This window comes from Nitrospira sp. T9, from assembly GCF_052156535.1.
Classification (GTDB): Bacteria; Nitrospirota; Nitrospiria; order Nitrospirales; family UBA8639; genus Nitrospira_E.
Map to the genome: position 1 here is coordinate 310,682 of NZ_JBQKUP010000044.1, position 19,539 is coordinate 330,220.

Sequence of the window (19,539 nt, forward strand, 5' to 3'; positions counted from 1 at the left end):
AGGCTGTTCCAAGTGAAGATACATTCATGCAATTAAGTGATGTTCAATATTTTTCCATTAAACCAATGGAGATTAGCATAGGTGAAAATTATAATTCAACCCTGGCTATCTTTTATGGGTATGCGACGCGTTTTTAGCTTCGGAGAGGGATCGTGGAATAAACAGAAAGTGTTCCGAGGAAAACCTTTTTTGAATCAATGCTATTTTTGACTATGTGAGCCTTCATGGCTATAGTCAGTCCCGCATTCAGAAATTTTTATGATGAAGGAGTGGGAAGGATGGTTGAAGTACCTCTCAAGTTATACGTGCAAGCTCTTTTGAAAGGAGCAAAGGAGGCTGCTCGCCCCATGGCGTGCCTGTCCTCCAGTGTGAAAAATCAGGTCTTAAAGGCGATGGCCGAGAGTTTAATCGATCATACTCAGGAAATTTTGGAGGCCAATGCAAAAGATCTGGCTGGCATTTCTAAGGAAACCGATCAACAAGCCCATCGTGAGGCGTCAGAGCGGATTCGAATTTCAGAAGACACGATTCGCCTCATGCACCAAGGGTTGTTAGATTTAGAAGCTCTTCCTGATCCAATCGGAGAGGCGAGTCATGCCTGGCTCACTCCAGATGGAATGCAGGTTCATACTGTCCATTCTCCGCTGGGTATTGTCGCTGTGGTGTCGGATATGGGACCTTTGATGACGGCTGAATCGTTTGGAATGTGCCTGAAGACCAACAATGTCTGTGTCTTTCGTGGGGGAACCGAGTGGTTTCATACAAATAGTGCGATTGTTCACTATCTCCAAGCGGCGGCGGTGTTCAATGGTGTTCCTAATGGGGGGCTGACATTTCTCGACCGGAGTTCCCCAGAGGCGGCCCTGGAAATGGTGCGATATCCTCAGTATGTCCAAGCCGTCATTGCACGAGGGAGCGCTGGTTTGCGAAATGGGATCTTGGAGCATTCGAGAGTTCCTGTCATTGGATTTGAGGGAGGCCTGTGTCATGTTTATGTCGATCAGGATGTCGATATCCCATTAGCTCAAACCATTGCGGTGAATGCCAAGCTTCAATCGCCATCTGCAGCAAATGCCATGGACACTCTCTTGGTTCATCAGGGGGTTTGTCGGCATTTATTGCCAGGGTTAACACGAAGACTTCTTCAGGAGTATCGTGTGACTTTGCGTGGCTGTCCTAAAACGGTTTCCATGATGGGTATTTTAGAAATGACCGGGCATTTAGGGATTAAAGCGGCGGAGGAAGCGGATTGGGGGAGAAAATATCAATCCTTAACTCTGAATATTAAAGTGGTGAAAGATAGTCAAGAAGCTATCGATCATATTGGGACCTATGCCCCAGGGCATACCGATACTATTGTCACTCGAGACTACCAGTTAGCCATGCGCTTTGTTCGAGAAGTCGATTCGAGCGCCGTTATGGTGAATGCTTCGACCCGTCTTCATGGCGGACCCCAGTTTGGTCTTGGTCCGGATATCGGGAGTAATAGCACTCGGATGCATGGGCGAGGTCCTCTTATTCTCTCGAAGCTCACGATTGAAAAATATATGGTATTGGGAACTGGACAACTTCAACAGCCACATCCAGTTCCTCAGATCTACCAGGATGCGATGATGTTATCTGCCAAGTTCTAGCTTTTCAGATGAAGCATTAATGGCCGGCCCCTTTGTGTCGGCTGTGCCTATACCCAGGTCTCCGTTACCCACTCCTGTTATTGGTCTTTCTTCTATCCCTGTGTTTTTTGTGTTTCCCAACATTTTCTGAATTCATTTTTTAGAGGAATTATCTTAATCTGGTTTATTATGGGATATAAAAGGGAAGAAATTTCTAATTACCATGCGGAGCTTTTCCCGTATTTGCTGTCATGGGGATTGCGAGAGTTTCATGATGAGGCGTTATATTATGACTGGCAACGAGAGACTCTTTCCAAAGAGGAATTGTGCGATTTCCAACGATTAATCGAACATCGATACGGTGGTGAAGACGCAAAAGGCGACATTGATTTTTATGATGAATTGGCGCGTCAGGATTTTATCCCTGTTCTGTATTCCCAACGGTTCCATTATTTTTTGACGGTTGGAACCTCTGTGTGTGGCAGGATTGCTCCAGCAAACCAGGTATTGGACTTTGGTTGTGGGGTTGGCATTCTAACCAATTTTTTTGCCCAACAGCATCCTGACATTGAATTTGTAGGAATCGATCGGTCCTCTCGATCGATTGAAGTAGCTTGTTTCGAGGCAGAAAAACGACGAATCAGGAATGTTCGCTTCGAGGTCTCTCAGGTGCCACAACAGCAGATCTCGGGAAGCTACGATCTTATTCTTTCGACGCATGCGTTGTTTCAGGCGGAACGGGAGCCAGGGCTTCCAAGCCAAACCTGGAAAACGTTTCAACGTGCATGTGACCTTCAACGACAGGAGCAACTGGAAGTTCTGACGGGGATACCGGAACGTTTAGATGTCTTGTTGCGGATTTTAGGGCCAATGGGACGAATGATCCTTTTCGAGAAAACATGGAATCTTGGTCGACGAATTTTCTTTCAACGAGCGTTAGATGCCAGAGGTGTGTTTCCCATATCTTCTCCGGTTTTCTGCCGATATCGGTCAATTGATGAAGAAGTGATCGATGGACCTCTGTATGAGGTTGCCCCGCTCTCACATGGCGTGAAACCTTTTGAGTGGAATGAGGAACCGTATCGGGAACCAGGCGAAACACTTTATCGTTGTATCGGAATTGCTGCCGAGCGAATGGGGCAGGTGCTGGTTAAGGGTAAAGTGAATGCCAGCATTACTGGTGTTCATTCCGATTTGGGCTCCTGGATGTTTCGTTTTGGACTATGGAAGGAGATCTTTACTTGGGGTTTGTGCGAGCATTCTTCTGGTCTGACAGGGTTGGTTATTGGGGGTGAGGCAGATCGGGATTTATTGAATCAATTAGTTGAAACTGTGACGCACATAACCGAATCTGATTTTCAACAATTGGTTCATGACTTTTGGGGAAATATGATTCACGCTGCTGAGGATCCATCTTTGCCTTGTTATGAAAATCACCATTCCTCTGCTCAATTCATTTACGAGGGCCTCCCCTCCAAATGCATTCAACAGGAGACGACTTGCCAGGATGGTGGGGGGAGAGAAATGCATATCGAGTTAGGGACCACAACCGATTTAACATATCTGTATTGCGCCAATACGTTCGATCAACGCCAGCTCGTTCTTATTGATGAAGGACGGGCTCAAGTTCTATATGAATATTATCGAGAATCTCTCCAGCGCCCACATGGTCTACCTGCCTGAGTTCCTTCAACTTGAGTCGTTAGTCAGGTTCTTTATTGCGTTTCAATAACCTGTAGTATGCGCTGTTGTGTTTTGGCATAGCAGGCGACTTCTTCATATGTCTCTTGCTGAACGTCTGAGGGGAGGGATGCCCAATCAGGGGGAAGGCCAACAGTGAGCATGTGCCCATTATCCCTTATCCCCTTAATCCTACCTATGTATAGATAATCCAGTAGGACTTCTCCATTGGCTTCTCCGGAACAGGCTTGAGCCGTGGAAGTGGTGCTGGGATTTCGATTCCCATACTCAATCGAGATGGTCATTGACCAGAAAAGAAGACTTGACAAAAAAATAAGGAGAAATCGCATATGACTAGATCTCCATGCTGCGAGGAGTCTGTCTAACCTACCCCTACCGGTAAATACCTCAAAGGTAGGACCCTGGAAAAAACCGCATGTCATGGCAGCAGGGTCGTGAAAAGGAAATTGGACTGAAGTTAACTGTCAAGGCAAAGAGCCTACGTCAAAGTGCCTGGGCATCCGTTTTCTTAAGATGCCTTGGGAAATTTCCGACAAAGAAAATGAGGCTATGAAATACACCAGGCAAGGGTTGTATATTTCGTGGCTTGATCCGTTCTTGCCATAGCCAACATCTTTGGATTTCACGAAATTAGATTTCACGAAACATAGTGAACAGAGAATGGCTCATACAAGGTGAAGAAGGAATGTCCAGGTATCACGAGGGAAGGATGTCTTAGGTAGATGGATGGTGGAAGCTTCTTGTTTTGGGTATTGATCGCAACCTGCCTGATGCATTGGTTGACTGTTTTTTTGCTCCTTCGTCGGGTACGTTCGACTGAAAACCCCCTTGTGTGGAAACTCTTAAGTGCGGCAGTTGGGCTCCTGGCCATTCAAAAAACCTATGGGGTATCTATTCCATTTCTTGAAAACAATCCTCCTCCATTGAATTTTGTGAGCATATGGCTTGGTTTTGTTATCGCGGGATTATTGCTAGGCGGAATCGTACAGTTGTCTCCATTTTTGTATCTTTATCAACGCAATAAGGAGTTATTAGCCGTCATTGAAGAACGAAATGTTATTATTCTGCATTTTCATGAACGAATAGCCCGCGCCTTGCATAAAATTCAAATGGCTATGGAAATAGGGCGTCCCACCACCTTCATTATTGAGCAAGTGGCGGAAATGTCAGAAATGCTCCAGGTGTTTTTGGAGAATCTCAAGGCAGGAGTCCTGCTCGGAAACAAATTTGAGGTGGCACTTAAGACCCTGGTTGAGGATTTGAGTCGAGAATCATCATTCCCGATATTGGTCTATGTTGATCCTTCTTGTGAGGATCATCTGTCACGGGAGCAGGGTGCCCAACTGTTACATATTGTCCGAGAAGCCGTTCGGAATAGCGTACAATATTCGCACGCCAAACGAGGGCAAGTGTCTGCAAAGACGACGCCTACAGACACAATTATTGAGGTGTCAGATAATGGAAAGGGCTTTGAGGTTGATCTTGTCGGAGCTCAGGGACATGGATTGGGAATTATGGTCAACCGGGCAAAAAAGATAGGGGGTCGTCTAAAAATTCACAGCCAACCTTCCAAGGGGGCTTCCGTAATCATTGAAGTGCCATTTAATGAAGCGTCGTCTGGTAGAAGTCATTCCGCTTCAATAGAAGATGCCTCATTGAAAGCAAACAAAAACGTTCCTGTCGGGTGAGGTAGTGTCCGATGCCTCCGACGGGGGCTTCGGCTTCTTTTGGAATGAGAGAGGCAAGGGGGAAGAAGGAATTTGGTGGCGGTGGAGGGATTTGAACCCCCGGCCCGCGGCTTATGAGTCCGCTGCTCTACCACCTGAGCTACACCGCCGTCATTCACCTTGAACGAAAAGATCTATACCATAGCTAGAGAACTTGGGACAATTCTTTTTCTGAAAAATGATCAGGTTTTAGGTGGATTTCTTAGCCCTAGCATCCTGGATTGCCTTTACTTGATCCTTGCAGGTCCTAGGGATCGTGGAGATACTTTTAAAACTCTTATTATTTACCCTGGAAGATTTTTATGACTTCAACGGCTGCTCCAAACATCAAGCAATCCGTACTGGTTGGCCGGCAAGCTATTTTTGATCGTCAAAATGGAGTTTTTGGGTATGAACTCCTGTATCGAGATGGTCAAGCCAATAGTGCGCAAGTAGTTGACGGGGATGAGGCCACTGCCAGGGTCATGGTGAATACGTTTTTAGAGATGGGAATTGACCAAATAGCTGGAACGAGTCAGGCGTTCATCAACCTGACAGCGAATTTCTTTTTAAGCCAACATTATGAAGTCCTGCCAAGTCACAATGTGGTTCTTGAGGTATTGGAGTCCATTGAGCCGACGCCCATCGTTATCCAATCGCTTCTCAGGGCTAGGCAACTTGGCTACAAAATTGCGTTGGATGACTTTATCGTTCGGGATTCTCATCGAGCATTATTAGATGTTGCGGACTTTGTGAAGGTGGATATATTAGCATTAACGAGTGAACAGCTCCTTGAACAAATTGATGTGTTGAAGCAATACCCGGTTCGATTGCTTGCAGAAAAAGTCGAAGATCAAGAAGTCTATACCATGTGTTATGAAAAAGGGTTTGAATATTTTCAAGGATACTTTTTCTGTAAACCGCAAATCATGGAGGGAGTCAAGCTTTCCGGTAACCGCATGGCGATTGTGCTTTTATTGGCCAAATTGCAGGATCCTGATATTCAAATAAAAGATCTTGAGGAATTAGTCGAAAATGACCTGTCACTCAGCCTTAAGCTTCTTCGTTTTGTGAACTCTGCGTCTGTGGGCCTTCCCCGAGTGGTTAATTCAATTGGACAAGCCGTAGGGATGGTAGGCACCGAACGTATGCGACAATGGGCATCCTTACTGGTGCTGGCTCATACTGGTGGAAAGCCAAGCGAGCTGATGCGCATTGCCCTCATCCGGGGGCGAATGTGCCAAGGTTTGAGCCGGTTGCAAGGAGAGTCTACCAGCCAAGGCTTCACCGTTGGGCTCTTTTCTGTATTGGATGCCTACTTTGATTGTGAGATGAAGCAACTTCTCGCAGACCTTCCTCTTGCTCCTGAAATTCTGCTTGCTCTGACCGAAGGGCAGGGATGTTTAGGGGAAATTTTAAAATGCGTGATGTCCTACGAACGAGGGGAGTGGGATCAAATTGAGAATAGTCTTTTTGAACCTCATGTGGTGAGACAAGAGTTTTTTCTCAGTACGGAATGGGCCAACGAGGTCATGAAGACAACTCTTGCGGGGAATGAAAAATAGCGGAGAAGGATGAGATTGCAGGTTTGGAGTCGACGATTATCCCCTTCGTTTGTCGTCTGGTTCTCCTACGAAATAATTCAGCACACCTAAGCCCTTCTCGCTAAGCTCAATAGGTTTATCATCGGATTCAGGGGCCAGTTGGTCATCAGGAAGTTGTGGGTAAATTTTGATCCGTAGGTTTTCTTCCAACCCTTCATTTGAAAAATCCATATCATTGAGCAGAGCGTGTAATCGTTGGAAAGCTAAAATAGAGCGAGCATGGGATTTCCATGTTCCTGAGAATTCCGTGTCATTTACTTTGGTAATGCTTGTCCAAAACTTTGATTCTTCAGGCTCTGACATACTTCCGTCGACGAATGCTCGCAATTTATCAAGTAACGCCTCTTCTGTTTTTTCCAAACCATCATATTCAACCATTGACCTTTCAATGGGACGTTGGGATAAGAGAGCAAGAGTTTCTTGCCAGAGGTTAATTGGTTGCAACGACTCATTCGATGGGGAGAGGTTTTCCTGGTGTTTTTGTAATTCAGTCAGAAAGTGTTGAAGGGCCTTGACCTTCCTGGCAACTAGGCTGCCTAAAGGAATTCCCCAGACATGGGCAATCTCGTGATCCTTTAACGGGGAGTTTCCGGAAGCAATAAATTCGTTTTGAGCGAACTTCAATCGGCGTCTGAAGATCCCACGTCGACGCAATAAGGCCTGATATTCCAGGAGCAGTCGCTGTATTTGATACTCCTTCGTAGAAAGTTCCTGGTTATCCCATGTACGCTGTAATTTCCGGAGTTCCTGTCGAAGTAGAATCGAGGGTGCTTGGGTTTTGGCATCCTGCAAGGCATTCTGGGACAATCCAAATTCTGAAATGAGCAACCGTTCTGCGATCTGAATGGATTTATCAATGTTTTTCAATGCTTGAGTCAGGAATTCAATGTGCATTCCTGGGCGTTCTCGTTTTTGTCGGTAGTAATCTTTGTACTGGTTCGCCCGGGATGTGATATTTCTTTCGGCTTCAAGAGAGAGCGGGTTTCCTTTTGGCTGATTGCCTGCCAGGAAGCGGGAATCGGGTTGATCGCTGACCATATAGTCGATGGCTTCAGAACTCAGGTTCATGTACTGCAACAAAAGAAGCTGTAGCATGGTGCGGCCTTGAGTTGGAAGTGCCTGAATGGCTGATTCAATGTGTTCTAAACGCAGTGTTGAAGACATAATTTTTATGTAGTTTTATGGAGTGCCATTATCAAGAGATTCGAGGCATGTGGCTGCGTATTCTCTTAGTTGCTGTACTGTTCCATTGGCATAGAGTTCTCGCGGAATTTCAATTTTGACTAATTGCGACGGATCGACCCCTCGTTCTGCGGCCCAATCTTCGTCAATATATAAAGTTACCGCGCCATCTTTGTCCCGGCGCACAAAAAGAATATCTTTTTCGCCTTCCATTCTCTGACACTCCCAAATGAAAAATAGACTTTGATTTTCTTGATAACACACCTCTTTGAGGCCTGTCAAAATGGTCGAGTGCCTTGGTTGGGGGGTTAACCGGAGGTTTTAAAATCCAATGCATTTTAGAAGAAATTTGTTGCTGCATGTGGGAGATCCGGTAAGGCAAGATGTCGCTGTTGCAACTGATGAAGTTATCCGTACGCACTGTCGGGCAGGAACACCTTAAAGCGTCAGCCCTATCTAGGATTGAAAAAAGTTTGAATCTATCGTGAAAATTGGAACTAATAAGCACATACAGATACCCTTTAATTGAAGGGTATCTGTTAAAAAGCTTATTTTTAAATGAAGTCTGTGGGCTGTTCTAAAGTAGGTTACAAGAATGATTGAGAGGAGATTACCCTCCGAGAGTTTCAACAGCTTCTTTGAGACTTTTCATAATACAGGTAAAAATTGGAATATCACGTTTGACATACCGGCTGCCTTCGGTAGAGCGTAATTCCATGACGAGGTCTAGAAAGTCCTGTGGGGAGTCGGTTTCAAAGGCGACCACAAATTCCTGGTCATCCAACCCAAATGAATAGGTGGTATTGAGTTTGACTGAGGGGTACTTATGCCCAATTGCGATATGTTCATCCATCATGCCTTGTCGGGCGGCTTTGGTGAGCAGGTACCACTCTCTGGTTTTTTCAAATGGATATACAAATATATATTTCGCACGGCCAGGAGAAATTTTCAATCTTCGACTTTCTTGGCCCTCATGCACGTGATGATCGACGTATATGGATCGTTTCGTCATGGAAAGATAAGAGTACGGCGTGGTAAGGTACCGTCCCAAGCCTGTAGCTAAAAGCTTTGAACTCATTTCTTGAAACATTTCGAGATCATAGCTAATCCGCCACAACATAAAGTCGCAATCACCTCGTATGCCTGTTGTGGTGTAAGGCACGACAATGACTTTGCCGGAATATTCTTCCGCTGCGCGGATAAATTCTTGCTTGCCGAGGTCTCGCTCTTCTTTAGGAAGACGTCTCCACAAAGGGTCGACTTTATAGAAAGCAAAATTGACAAATTGTTGTTTGGCAGCCTCTTCGGCACCAGCCATAATCATACCTCCCCTGGAAAGAAAACCCGTGTTTTTTTAATCACTTAAAAAAATAGGTCTTAACATCGCTACTGCAATATTGTCAATGAGCAGGTGGCGTGATGGCTGTTAAGATCCATTCGGAATAGGAGGAGGCAGGAATAAGACTTTAATCTTGAGAGGGGGAGAACCTTTTTAGTTCATAGCCAATGAATCAAATTTTGTTTTTTCAACTATTGTCCCAACGTGTGGGGTCTTTGCCGAGGTTGGTAAGAGATGCCGGTTTTTGGTTTCTTTTGGAAGCGGGGCTGGTCATGTTGGTTTCCTCTCCGGTGTGGGGTATTGTTCCACATCCCTCGGAATTGCAAATTCTTGAAGCCATCAAAAATGGTCAGGAGGGAGCGCGAAGCCGAACTCCACCCAATAGGCTGTATTGGCATTTCGGTATATCTTCTGAAGATGTTCCTCAAGCCCATGGATTTCTTATGACGAAATTAAATGGAATTGCGGTGATGTCCAGTCATTTTGCTCTTCGAGGAGAACGTCTCGCATCCCAGGATATTCAGCGAGTCCTGGATGAAAAGTCCCTTCAAGTCGTGGTGATAGTTTTTGGGGATTCACCAAGTTTTGCCAAAGATAGTTATCTTTTGCTTAAACAGGGAGATCGGTTGATCAAGCCTGATCGTGTTCGGTTTGATGCCAGAGCGACGCTGTTCACCCCAAGCCAAGGACCCTCCACGTATCGTGCAAAGATTGTGGCGTCCTTTAACTATGACGTTTTTGATCCCTTGGCTCAAACCACCGTCAAAGTCTTCCCAGGAACCGGAGGCCAAGTGACCTTTGATCTAGATTTTGCTTCCATTCCCTAAGGGTCATGGGGATGGGTGAACGACTGTGTTTGATGCAATTGGGCAGAATTTCTTGAACATGAAGTCCCTTCATGCTGACATCATTGCTGTGGGTTCAGAATTGCTTCTGGGCGGACGCCTCGATAGTAATTCGATATTTGTCGCACATCTTCTCGCTGAGTGTGGCATTGAGGTTCGAAAAAAAATCTCCGTTGGTGATCAAAAAAGTGATATTCAAGAAACCCTTCGCGCCTCGCTGAAGCGCGCTCATGTGATCGTCTTGACGGGTGGGCTTGGTTCAACGTTCGATGATTGTACCCGTGAGGCTGTTGCCGCGACACTTCAATGTCCACTGATCAAACGAAAAAAAGCCTATGACAATCTCAAGGCTTGCTATCGACGATTTGGAAGACCGGTCACACGGCTATTGGCCAGGCAGGCTTTTCTTCCTTTTCGAGCCATGATGTTGGCGAATACTGTCGGCACGGCGCCCGGTTTTTTGATGCGTAGCGGGCAATCAGTCATTATCGCATTACCGGGTGTGCCTCGTGAGGCCAAAGTCATGATGGTTTCTCAGGTTCAGCCGATACTTCGGAAGTTATTTCACACCAATAGACACTATTGGCAGCATACGTTTCAAACATTTGGGTTGCCTGAAACCGATGTTCAAAGACAATTGAATCCAGTTTTGAAGGATTATGGAAGCATTCAGTTCGGTATTTTGGCTTCCCTCAGGGGAGTGATGGTGACGGTGAGTTGTTGGGTGTTCGGCGGCCCACTCTCTTCTGTGAAGGAGATGTCCCCGTTCTTTCCGGAATGGGATCACCTGATCCTTCGGATCCGTGAATGTTTAGGTCCCTGGCTCTTTGCGGAAGGTGAACGTACCATGGAAGAAGTCGTCGGGGAAGCCTTACGAGGTCGTTCCTGGACGGTGGCACTTGCCGAATCCTGTACCGGAGGATTAGTGGCTCATCGCCTGACGGGTGTGCCCGGCAGTTCGCGGTATGTGGACCGGGGAGTCGTGTCTTATAGTAATGAGGCGAAACGAGAACTCGTGGGAGTTCCCGCCTCGACGCTTCGTCGGTATGGGGCCGTGAGCGCACAGGTTGCCATGGCTATGGCCAAAGGAATTCGAATGCGGAGTCGAGTTGATGTGGGAGTTGGAGTCACAGGAATTGCGGGTCCTGGAGGAGGGACTCCGAACAAGCCAGTGGGGCTGGTGTATGGAGCAATTGATGGTCCGCAAGGGCTTCAGAGGCAATGTTGGAGGTTTCATGGGGATCGAGGAGAAATTACATTGAAGACATCTCAGGCTGTTTTGGATTTGATCCGACGATACGCCGATGAAGCTGCATTCTAATCAGAAGAGCCTGAGAGTCTTTTTGGCCGTTGAACTTTCCTTGGATTTGCGCCGAAAGGTGGTCGAACTTCAACGTCAGCTGCGAGAAAGCTTACCAATGGTCAATTGGGTTCGCCCTGAGTCGATACACCTCACACTGAAATTTCTTGGATATGTGGAGGCTTCCATGGTGGAACCGGTATTGACTGCCATTGAGCCTATCCGGACAAGTCAGCCTCCTCTCACCTTAGAAGTTCAGGGGCTGGGGGTATTTCCGCATCTTCGACGTCCACGGATACTGTGGATCGGATGTACCGGGGACACTCCTGCCTTGCTCAATCTTGTTTCACGAATCGAAGGTGCGTTGGAACCATTAGGCTTTCCCCCTGAGGACAAGTCCTATTTCCCTCATTTGACCCTGGCCAGGATTAAACATGACCAATCTCAGGTTGGTGGCGAGCTGACTCATTCCGGCTTACTGGAGCAACCTCAGAACCTTGGGATACTCTATGTTGACCGGATCACACTTTTTCGCAGTGAGGTGAGCCAATCCGGTGCGGAATATACGGTTTTGAGGACGGTGCCATTAAATGAGCCTGGATGACATCTTTCAATCTAGGTTAGGCATTTACCTGTTAAAGAGTGTGGGGTAAGATAGCCGCCACTTTGCATGCTCAGGAATATTGAACAAAAGGATACCCAATGGCAGAACGCGTAGCTCCTCAAAAAGAGACCCAAAAAGACGGAAAAAAACGAGCGCTGGATTTGGCTCTGACCCAAATTGAAAAGCAATTTGGCAAAGGGGCAATTATGAAGCTAGGGACGGAAGACGTTCCTCGTGATATTCCGGCCATTTCGACCGGGTCTCTCGGGCTTGATATGGCCTTGGGCATCGGAGGGTTGCCGCGAGGTCGAATCATTGAGGTGTTCGGGCCGGAGTCCTCTGGAAAAACCACGTTGTGCCTGCATGCCATTGCCGAAGCGCAGAAAGCCGGGGGGGCAGCAGCCTTTATCGATGCCGAGCATGCGTTGGATATCTCCTATGCTAAAAAGCTTGGGGTCCACACCGATGATCTGCTGGTGGCCCAGCCGGATACTGGCGAACAGGCTCTGGAAATTGCCGAAACGCTGGTCCGAAGCGGAGCGTTGGATATCATTGTCGTTGATTCCGTTGCAGCCCTGGTCCCTCGTGCCGAAATCGAAGGGGAAATGGGAGATTCCCATATGGGGCTTCAGGCGAGATTAATGTCCCAGGCCTTGCGAAAATTAACCGGGGCCATTTCCAAGTCTCAAGCTTCGGTGGTATTTATCAATCAGATTCGCATGAAAATTGGGGTGATGTTTGGAAATCCCGAGACCACGACCGGCGGCAACGCGTTGAAATTTTATTCTTCAGTGCGGTTGGATATTCGCCGGATTGAATCGATTAAAGAGGGCCAGGAAGTGATGGGTAGTCGGGTGCGGGTGAAAGTGGTCAAAAATAAAATGGCGCCGCCCTTCAAACAAGCCGAATTTGATGTCATGTTCGCCGAAGGCATTTCCAAAGTCGGGGAATTAGTGGACTTAGGCGTTGAGCGTCGAATCGTAGATAAAGCCGGAGCATGGTATTCTTATAAGGAGGAACGGCTCGGTCAGGGCCGGGAGGCGGTCAAAACCTTTCTGAAAAGTAATCCGGATATTGCCCAGGATATCGACATGCAATTACGTACCAGCTATGGCCTCTCCGGGGAGCCTCAAAAAAAAGAGGAATCATCTCCGCCTGTCATTTCAAACTCAAAAAAATCAGCAGGGGACCGTGACTGACCTGGCCGGGAGGCACAATCATCTTGAGCGAACATCATTGATATGATTGCAACATCACTTGAACTTCGGCAGGCGTTTGTAAGGTACTTCTCGAGTCGTGGGCATACGGTGGTGCCAAGCGGGCCACTCATTCCGCAAGCAGATCCTACTCTCCTGTTTACCAACGCGGGTATGAATCAATTTAAAAGTGTGTTCTTGGGTGAGGAATCCCGACCCTATAGCCGGGCCGTCTCCATTCAAAAATGTCTGCGGGCAGGGGGAAAACATAATGATTTGGAGAATGTAGGTTTTACCCGCCGCCATCACACGTTTTTTGAAATGCTGGGCAATTTTTCCTTTGGAGATTATTTTAAAGAGGAAGCGATTGCGTTTGGGTGGGAATTTCTCACTCAAATTGCCGGACTGCCGGCTGATCGATTGTGGGTGACCGTGTTTCGTGAGGATCAGGAAGCCTATGATCTATGGCATACACGAATGGGGATTCCAAGGAGTCGCCTTGTTCGTCTGGGTGAAAAGGACAATTTTTGGCAAATGGGAGAGACGGGTCCCTGTGGTCCTTGCAGCGAAATTCTCATTGATCAGGGTGAGGCATTCGGGTGTGGGCGGTCGACCTGTGCCGTTGGGTGTGACTGTGATCGATATCTCGAGATTTGGAATTTGGTGTTTATGCAATTTGATCGGGATTCTGTTGGCACGCTCAATCCTCTACCCAGGCCCAGTATTGACACCGGAATGGGATTAGAGCGGTTGGCGGCGGTGACCCAGGGAGTCGCGTCAAATTATGATAGCGATGTGTTCAGCCCTATTTTGGACCGCATAGGGAAGAGCACTGGACAGGTGTATGGTGCCTCCCCACCGGCTGACCGGTCGATGCGGGTGATTGCGGACCATCTCCGGGCGATGACCTTTTTAATCACTGAAGGGGTGTTGCCCTCCAATGAGGGGCGTGGCTATGTCCTGCGACGGATAATGCGTCGAGCCTCACGGCATGGTCGATTATTGGGGGTGGAGCGAGAATTTTTATATGACCTCGTAACCTCTGTGGTTGATCTCATGGATTCGGTCTATCCGGACCTTCGTTCGATGAAAGATACGGTTTCTGAGATTGTTCAGGGTGAGGAAACACGCTTTATTGGAACCTTAGAACAGGCCTTGCCTCTCCTTAATCAAATCCTGGAGGAAGCCAAGCAACAGGGGAGCCAAATCTTAGAAGGGGAAGCGGTTTTTAAGTTGTATGATACCTATGGGTTCCCCCTTGATCTGGTGGAAGATGCTGCCCGAGAAGAAGGGTTGGCCGTCGATCATGTCGGTTATGAGCAAGCGCTAGAGGCGCAACGTGATCGAGCCAGAAAAACTGCGAGGTTTTGCCAGGCGGATTCTCGAAGCGACCTGGTTAATGCTCTCGGGCAGTTCCCTTTGACCAAATTTGTGGGTTATGCCAGCCAGGAAAATAGAGGGAAGCTACTCGCCTTGGTGAAGGACGACCATGTCATCAAGGAAGCCAAGCAAGGGGAGATGGTGGAGTGTGTCCTGGATACCACGCCATTTTATCCCGAAGGGGGTGGACAAGTCGGGGATCAGGGAACCTTGGTGGGTCCGTCGGCAAGGATTGTCGTTCAAGATACCACAAAGCTGGCAAAGGGGTGGTTTCTCCACAAGGGCCAGGTCATCGAAGGATCTGTTCACGTTGGCGATGTTCTCACCGCCACGGTACAGGGTCATCTAAGGCAGAGTGCGGCACGGAATCATACGGCGACCCATCTTCTTCATGCCGCATTGCGGGAAATTTTAGGTCCTCATGTGAAGCAACATGGATCTTTGGTGGCCCCCAATCGATTGCGGTTTGATTTTTCACATTTCAAAGGATTGACCCCCAGAAATATTGAAGAAATTGAAGGACTGGTGAACGAACAAATCCGTCAGAACCTGTCTGTAAAGGTTGAAGAAATGGAAATTCAGGATGCTCTGAGTCGAGGAGCTCTGGCTTTTTTTGGTGATAAGTATGGTGAACAGGTTCGGGTCGTAGAAATGGGTTCGTTTAGTCAGGAATTGTGCGGAGGAACCCATTGTGCTCGAACCGGAGATGTCGGTCTGTTTCGTATCATGTCCGAAGGAGGTATTGCGGCAGGTGTCCGGCGTATTGAGGCGCTCACGGGCGAGGGGGCTGTGGCCCAAATTCAGGATCAGGAGGCCGAATGGCGAGAATTGGCCGCCGTGTTGAAAGCCGGTCCCAATGAAGTCGTTGAAAAAGTCAAGAAACTTGTTGGAACCCTCCGTGATACCGAACGCGAATTAGAGCGTGCGAAACAAAAATTGCTTGATCAGCAAGGTGCTGGTCAGGAAGCGTCGATTCGGGACATAGGCGGGATGCCGATCCTTATCCAGCGGATCGATGGTTTGACTATCCAAGAATTGCGAACCTTCTCTGATAAGCTCCGCCACAAAGTGCCTTCCGGTCTTTTGGTTTTGGGGTCGGTCAAAGAAGGAAAAGTTTCGTTATTGGTTATTGTGGCCAAAGAACAGGCTCACAAAATCCCTGCAGGAAAAGTCGCTCAACATGTGGCTCAACTCGTTGGGGGTTCTGGAGGCGGCCGACCGGATATGGCTCAGGCGGGTGGTAATCAACCAGAACAGTTAGATGAGGCCTTGCGGAGCGTATATGACTATGTTGCCTCTTACATAGGTACCTTGAAGGAGGAGTAAACTCCCTCAGCATGATGATGTGGCTGCATTGTCCCCCCACTTGGACCGACGGGGAGCAATAGGGAAGGGGACGTCGTGACGTGATCCTTGTTCGCCGGACCGTAGTAAGTCTTTTAACGGTGGTAGTTCTGGTCATGGGTGGTTTTGTGTGGATGAATCAACCCGTGGGTGGATCAACCCAACCGGTTCTTGTCGAAATCCCACCCGGTACTCCATTCACGCACGTTTCCCGCATTCTCGATCACCATCACCTTATCGGATCAGAATGGTTTTTTACTCTTTTGGGGCGTGTGCAGCGGGTCGATCGAAATATCATTCCAGGCGAATATGAACTGGATGCGGGAATGCGACCCACCGAATTACTGCACAAACTTGTGAAAGGTGAAGTCTATCAATATGCCATTACCATTCCCGAAGGCTATACCGTGGCACAAATTGCAGACATCCTTGATCAAAAACGTCTTGCCCTCAAGCAGGATATTTTTCGATTAAGCCATGACCCGGTATTTATTCAGAGCCTGAATATCCAGGCCCCTACATTAGAGGGTTATCTTTTTCCCGATACCTACCATTTTTCTCGCTTTACTCCGCCAGAATCCATTATTCGAACATTTGTTCATCGGTTTCATCATGTGATGATTCCAGAATTCAAAGACCGGGCAATGGTGATGGGCATGACTCTTCAAGAAGTGTTGACCCTAGCCTCTGTGGTGGAAAAGGAAACGGGGCTGGCAGCCGAACGACCCTTGGTTTCCGGAGTATTTCATAATCGTCTCCGGCTGGGCATTCCCTTGCAGAGCGACCCCACTGTCATCTACGCCCTCGAATCGTTTGATGGAAATATTCGGAAAGCCGATCTGTCGGTAGATAGTCCCTACAACACCTACAAGGTACGCGGGCTTCCTCCTGGACCCATTGCCAATCCGGGTTTGGCGGCAATTCATGCTGCGCTCTATCCTACGACAACCGATTTTGTCTATTTTGTGGCACGGAACGACGGGAGTCATCAATTTTCTGTGACATTAGCGGATCATAATAAGGCGGTAGACCTTTATCAACGACGATCGATTAGTAAACGTGCTTCGTAAGTGAGTGATTGTGTAATATCCGCTATGGGTGTTCATGAAGCATTAAGCCGACTGGGATTAAAGCTGCCGGCGGCACCTTGTCCTGTCGGATCATATGTTCCGGCTCGTCAGGCAGGAGGGTTAATCTTTGTGAGTGGGGTGCTGCCTTTTCGTGACGGGGTCATTGTGCAACCTGGAAAACTCGGGCGAGAGCTGACGGTAGAGGAAGGAGCTGCCGCTGCTCAATTAGCCATGCTAAATGGGTTAGCCATCCTTCAAGAGATAATGGGAGATCTCGCCTGTCTCAAACAGGTGGTGCGGCTGACGGGGCATGTAGCGTGCGTGGAAGGTTTTGTGGATCAGCCTGCGGTAATTAACGGGGCCTCTGATTTGTTGGTCAAGCTGTTTGGAGATGCCGGCCGTCATGCCAGATTGGCTCTTGGGGCTTTTGAATTACCTCTTCATGCTCCAATTGAGCTTGAATTGATCGTTCAAGTGTCCCCCCCTTAAGCCGGTTCGTACTCCGTAATCATCCCTTCAGCATGTGCAAAACCGGCTTCTGCTTTTCGTAAGGATTCACTTCTCTTGGTCTTGTAGCCGCTTCATTTATGATTTCAGGCCTTCTTGCTATGGCTCGTTTCAGCGATGCTGCTTTCATTTTGGTTTGTTCAAATCGAAAGATTTCATAGAAGTGACTGGAGATCTTTTTTCTGTGGTGTGGGACTTTTTTCTCTTCCACTTGGTTTGGTCCTAAAATGGCATTTGGTAAACGAAGAGTTTTGCTGAGAATCTATGATAGGAAATGGGTGTGAATGTTCATCTTTCTGTCGGTCCAGTTCTTCTAAATTGACGCATGAAAAGATCGCTTGATATAGTCATTTTGGACACCCGCTCTGACTTGGTTCCATCCCCTGTGTTGGTAGCCACGAAGTTGGGTTGGCTCCTCTTCCCAGTTCGATTTAATGAAGAAGTCCATTGTTCGTACCTCATTCATTTTTTGAATCACATAAGCAAGGTTTGTTACCTATGAAACGAGTTCGAAGTCTCATGAGCGTTGCCTTAGGTTTTTTTCTTTTTTCATCAGTGGCCCATGCTGAAATGTTCCCTTCCGAGGGACCTCCGGGCACGACAGTGACCATAAGTGGGGAAGGGTTTGGTGAATTCCAAAATACGCAGGCTAATCGAGTGGAATTTCAGGGGGTCTCGGCGCTCATTCAATCCTGGGAACCTGATTTCATTCTGGTTAAGGTGCCTTTGCAGGCTCGTTCCGGCACGGTTATGGTTATCAACGGATCGGCCAAAAGAGAAGCCGGAATTTTTTCTGTTACCAATGTCCGTATTGACAGCTTGAATCCTGCGAAAGCCGAAGCGGGTTCCTTGCTTACGATTGTTGGTGAACATTTCGGCAATACGGCTGGGTCTCGTGATCCCAATACCATGTTCGGGGTCAATCAAGTCATCATCAATGGGATTCGGGCTGAGGTGCGACGGTGGCGGCCTACCAAAATTGAAGTTCTCATTCCGGCTAATGCCAAGTCCGGGGATGTGGAAGTCCGCTTAGCGTCAAGCGACCCACTACCGGATGGATCATGTTGTGCTCCTGTTGAGTATGCGGTCAGTAATTCCGTCCCTTTGGCCATAATTCCTTCTATTGCCTTTGATCCTACTGAGGGCCCAATCGGGAGTAAGGTCATACTGTCGGGTCAGGGGTTTGGAGAAAGCCGACCTGAGGATGGACGAATATATTTTGGGGGAAAGCCTGCGATCATTGCGCAGTGGTCCGATCGAACCATCGTGGCCCATGTGCCGTTAAATGCCAAATCAGGTTCCCTGATGCTCCATCGAGAAGGAAAGGAGCGGGAGATTGGAACATTTACCATATTGACTAGTCAGATATCAGGAATGATCCCCCCTCAAGGACCAATTGGGACACTCGTGACAATTAAGGGGAAAAATTTTGGTGTGTATTCAGAAGCTGGCGGCACTGCCTATGCCTTTGATTTTCTTTCCGGGGGCAACGGGGTAGAGATTGGGGGAGTGCCTGCTGTCATTCACCGTTGGCTTGATGAACAAATCGATGTATGGGTGCCCTTCAGCGCAAAAAGCGGGCCCGTGATTGTGAAACGTGGAGGAGCTACTCCTAAAATTGATGGCACCTGTTGTGACCGACAAGAGATTGTGACACTAAAGGCTGGAGATTTTACTGTTGTTCAGCCAGAAATTCACTCCTATTCCCCCAAAGAAGCCGGCTTGGACGAAGTCGTGACTATTACTGGTAAGGGATTTGGTGAATTTCTAAAAATCTCCGAAGCCACTCGTTTATCTCTCAATCAGGATGCCCATGACTGGCATAACTATAGATTAGGGCAGGATGTGTCTCGCAGTGAGGTGCTGGTGAACGGCATTGCAACCCATGTCGAATCATGGACCGATACGGAGATTAGGATCCGTGTCCCTCGCCGTCCGGCCTTTGGTTTTGGAAACCCCGAAGGTTTTGAGCCTGACCTTACTAAAGGGGAACTGATTTTGAAGCGAGGGTCATGGGATATGCTCGATACCGGCGAATGCTGTACCCCAAAAAAGTATATCACGATCGTGGGTGGGCCATTTACGATTTTACAGCGAGGACTTCCTGACAAAGATTATTGGAATGAAAAAGGGCGGGCACAGTAATGA

17 protein-coding genes and 1 tRNA gene are annotated in these 19,539 nt (G+C 47.8%); 12 read left to right on the forward strand and 6 right to left on the reverse strand.

The window, feature by feature from the left end:
* Window positions 1-278 precede the first annotated feature (278 nt).
* Entirely contained in the window at window positions 279-1,634 is a 1,356-nt protein-coding gene (locus tag ACTRXD_RS22420) for a glutamate-5-semialdehyde dehydrogenase (RefSeq protein ID WP_442433990.1), read from the forward strand.
* 168 nt (window positions 1,635-1,802) lie between these two features.
* Window positions 1,803-3,296, forward strand: coding sequence for a class I SAM-dependent methyltransferase (locus ACTRXD_RS22425; RefSeq protein WP_442433991.1), 1,494 nt, complete (start codon window positions 1,803-1,805; stop codon window positions 3,294-3,296).
* A gap of 32 nt (window positions 3,297-3,328) precedes the next feature.
* Here the strand turns inward: ACTRXD_RS22425 and ACTRXD_RS22430 are convergent, their stop codons facing one another.
* Window positions 3,329-3,643, reverse strand: a complete 315-nt coding sequence (locus ACTRXD_RS22430; RefSeq protein ID WP_442433992.1) for a hypothetical protein — start codon at window positions 3,641-3,643, stop codon at window positions 3,329-3,331.
* A gap of 393 nt (window positions 3,644-4,036) precedes the next feature.
* On the opposite strand from ACTRXD_RS22430, the gene ACTRXD_RS22435 reads away from it, so the two are divergent.
* Window positions 4,037-5,002: a sensor histidine kinase gene (locus ACTRXD_RS22435; RefSeq protein WP_442433993.1), complete on the forward strand. Its 966-nt coding sequence runs from the start codon at window positions 4,037-4,039 to the stop codon at window positions 5,000-5,002.
* Window positions 5,003-5,075: 73 nt separating this feature from the next.
* Here the strand turns inward: ACTRXD_RS22435 and ACTRXD_RS22440 are convergent.
* A tRNA-Met gene (locus ACTRXD_RS22440) sits at window positions 5,076-5,151 on the reverse strand.
* Between the two features lie 192 nt (window positions 5,152-5,343).
* On the opposite strand from ACTRXD_RS22440, the gene ACTRXD_RS22445 reads away from it, so the two are divergent.
* Window positions 5,344-6,585 (forward strand): EAL and HDOD domain-containing protein, encoded by a 1,242-nt coding sequence (locus ACTRXD_RS22445; RefSeq protein ID WP_442433994.1) that lies wholly within the window; start codon window positions 5,344-5,346, stop codon window positions 6,583-6,585.
* Window positions 6,586-6,621: 36 nt separating this feature from the next.
* On the opposite strand, the gene ACTRXD_RS22450 is transcribed toward ACTRXD_RS22445, so the two are convergent.
* The 3 genes from ACTRXD_RS22450 to ACTRXD_RS22460 all read right to left on the reverse strand — a co-directional run bounded on the left by ACTRXD_RS22450 (window position 6,622) and on the right by ACTRXD_RS22460 (window position 9,124).
* Window positions 6,622-7,719, reverse strand: coding sequence for a hypothetical protein (locus tag ACTRXD_RS22450; protein ID WP_442433995.1), 1,098 nt, complete (start codon window positions 7,717-7,719; stop codon window positions 6,622-6,624).
* A gap of 84 nt (window positions 7,720-7,803) precedes the next feature.
* Complete coding sequence (locus tag ACTRXD_RS22455) at window positions 7,804-8,019, reverse strand: hypothetical protein (protein WP_312747169.1); 216 nt, start codon at window positions 8,017-8,019, stop codon at window positions 7,804-7,806.
* Window positions 8,020-8,416: 397 nt separating this feature from the next.
* On the reverse strand, window positions 8,417-9,124 hold the full coding sequence (locus ACTRXD_RS22460) for a chlorite dismutase family protein (protein ID WP_312747172.1): 708 nt from the start codon (window positions 9,122-9,124) through the stop codon (window positions 8,417-8,419).
* Between the two features lie 200 nt (window positions 9,125-9,324).
* On the opposite strand from ACTRXD_RS22460, the gene ACTRXD_RS22465 reads away from it, so the two are divergent.
* From ACTRXD_RS22465 to ACTRXD_RS22495, 7 genes are all read left to right on the forward strand, one after another.
* A complete protein-coding gene (locus tag ACTRXD_RS22465) occupies window positions 9,325-9,972 on the forward strand; it encodes a hypothetical protein (RefSeq protein WP_442433996.1) in 648 nt (215 codons plus the stop codon).
* A 58-nt stretch (window positions 9,973-10,030) separates the two neighbouring features.
* Window positions 10,031-11,311, forward strand: a complete 1,281-nt coding sequence (locus ACTRXD_RS22470; RefSeq protein WP_442433997.1) for a CinA family nicotinamide mononucleotide deamidase-related protein — start codon at window positions 10,031-10,033, stop codon at window positions 11,309-11,311.
* Complete coding sequence (gene thpR / locus ACTRXD_RS22475) at window positions 11,295-11,894, forward strand: RNA 2',3'-cyclic phosphodiesterase (RefSeq protein ID WP_442433998.1); 600 nt, start codon at window positions 11,295-11,297, stop codon at window positions 11,892-11,894. Before ACTRXD_RS22470 ends, thpR begins: the two co-directional genes overlap by 17 nt.
* Window positions 11,895-11,992: 98 nt before the next feature.
* Window positions 11,993-13,093 carry a recombinase RecA gene (gene recA / locus ACTRXD_RS22480; protein WP_442433999.1) on the forward strand — a complete coding sequence of 367 codons (1,101 nt, stop codon included), beginning with the start codon at window positions 11,993-11,995 and terminating at the stop codon, window positions 13,091-13,093.
* 42 nt (window positions 13,094-13,135) lie between these two features.
* Entirely contained in the window at window positions 13,136-15,796 is a 2,661-nt protein-coding gene (gene alaS, locus ACTRXD_RS22485; protein WP_442434000.1) for an alanine--tRNA ligase, read from the forward strand.
* An 80-nt stretch (window positions 15,797-15,876) separates the two neighbouring features.
* Complete coding sequence (gene mltG, locus ACTRXD_RS22490) at window positions 15,877-16,884, forward strand: endolytic transglycosylase MltG (protein ID WP_442434001.1); 1,008 nt, start codon at window positions 15,877-15,879, stop codon at window positions 16,882-16,884.
* A gap of 24 nt (window positions 16,885-16,908) precedes the next feature.
* A complete protein-coding gene (locus ACTRXD_RS22495; RefSeq protein WP_442434002.1) occupies window positions 16,909-17,373 on the forward strand; it encodes a RidA family protein in 465 nt (154 codons plus the stop codon).
* Between the two features lie 19 nt (window positions 17,374-17,392).
* On the opposite strand, the gene ACTRXD_RS22500 is transcribed toward ACTRXD_RS22495, so the two are convergent.
* Window positions 17,393-17,602, reverse strand: a complete 210-nt coding sequence (locus ACTRXD_RS22500) for a hypothetical protein (protein WP_442434003.1) — start codon at window positions 17,600-17,602, stop codon at window positions 17,393-17,395.
* 287 nt (window positions 17,603-17,889) lie between these two features.
* Between ACTRXD_RS22500 and ACTRXD_RS22505 the strand changes: the two genes are divergently transcribed.
* Entirely contained in the window at window positions 17,890-19,536 is a 1,647-nt protein-coding gene (locus ACTRXD_RS22505) for an IPT/TIG domain-containing protein (protein WP_442434004.1), read from the forward strand.
* Window positions 19,537-19,539 lie beyond the last annotated feature (3 nt).

Bases quoted from the DNA above. Each gene is read 5' to 3' on its own strand.
- ACTRXD_RS22505 (WP_442434004.1), top strand. From the start codon at position 17,890: ATGAAACGAGTTCGAAGTCTCATGAGCGTTGCCTTAGGTTTTTTTCTT.
- ACTRXD_RS22460 (WP_312747172.1), bottom strand. From the start codon at position 9,124: ATGGCTGGTGCCGAAGAGGCTGCCAAACAACAATTTGTCAATTTTGCT.
- ACTRXD_RS22455 (WP_312747169.1), bottom strand. From the start codon at position 8,019: ATGGAAGGCGAAAAAGATATTCTTTTTGTGCGCCGGGACAAAGATGGC.
- ACTRXD_RS22445 (WP_442433994.1), top strand. From the start codon at position 5,344: ATGACTTCAACGGCTGCTCCAAACATCAAGCAATCCGTACTGGTTGGC.
- ACTRXD_RS22470 (WP_442433997.1), top strand. From the start codon at position 10,031: ATGAAGTCCCTTCATGCTGACATCATTGCTGTGGGTTCAGAATTGCTT.
- ACTRXD_RS22425 (WP_442433991.1), top strand. From the start codon at position 1,803: ATGGGATATAAAAGGGAAGAAATTTCTAATTACCATGCGGAGCTTTTC.
- ACTRXD_RS22435 (WP_442433993.1), top strand. From the start codon at position 4,037: ATGGATGGTGGAAGCTTCTTGTTTTGGGTATTGATCGCAACCTGCCTG.
- thpR (WP_442433998.1), top strand. From the start codon at position 11,295: ATGAAGCTGCATTCTAATCAGAAGAGCCTGAGAGTCTTTTTGGCCGTT.
- ACTRXD_RS22450 (WP_442433995.1), bottom strand. From the start codon at position 7,719: ATGCTACAGCTTCTTTTGTTGCAGTACATGAACCTGAGTTCTGAAGCC.
- ACTRXD_RS22420 (WP_442433990.1), top strand. From the start codon at position 279: ATGGTTGAAGTACCTCTCAAGTTATACGTGCAAGCTCTTTTGAAAGGA.
- ACTRXD_RS22430 (WP_442433992.1), bottom strand. From the start codon at position 3,643: ATGCGATTTCTCCTTATTTTTTTGTCAAGTCTTCTTTTCTGGTCAATG.
- alaS (WP_442434000.1), top strand. From the start codon at position 13,136: ATGATTGCAACATCACTTGAACTTCGGCAGGCGTTTGTAAGGTACTTC.
- recA (WP_442433999.1), top strand. From the start codon at position 11,993: ATGGCAGAACGCGTAGCTCCTCAAAAAGAGACCCAAAAAGACGGAAAA.
- ACTRXD_RS22495 (WP_442434002.1), top strand. From the start codon at position 16,909: ATGGGTGTTCATGAAGCATTAAGCCGACTGGGATTAAAGCTGCCGGCG.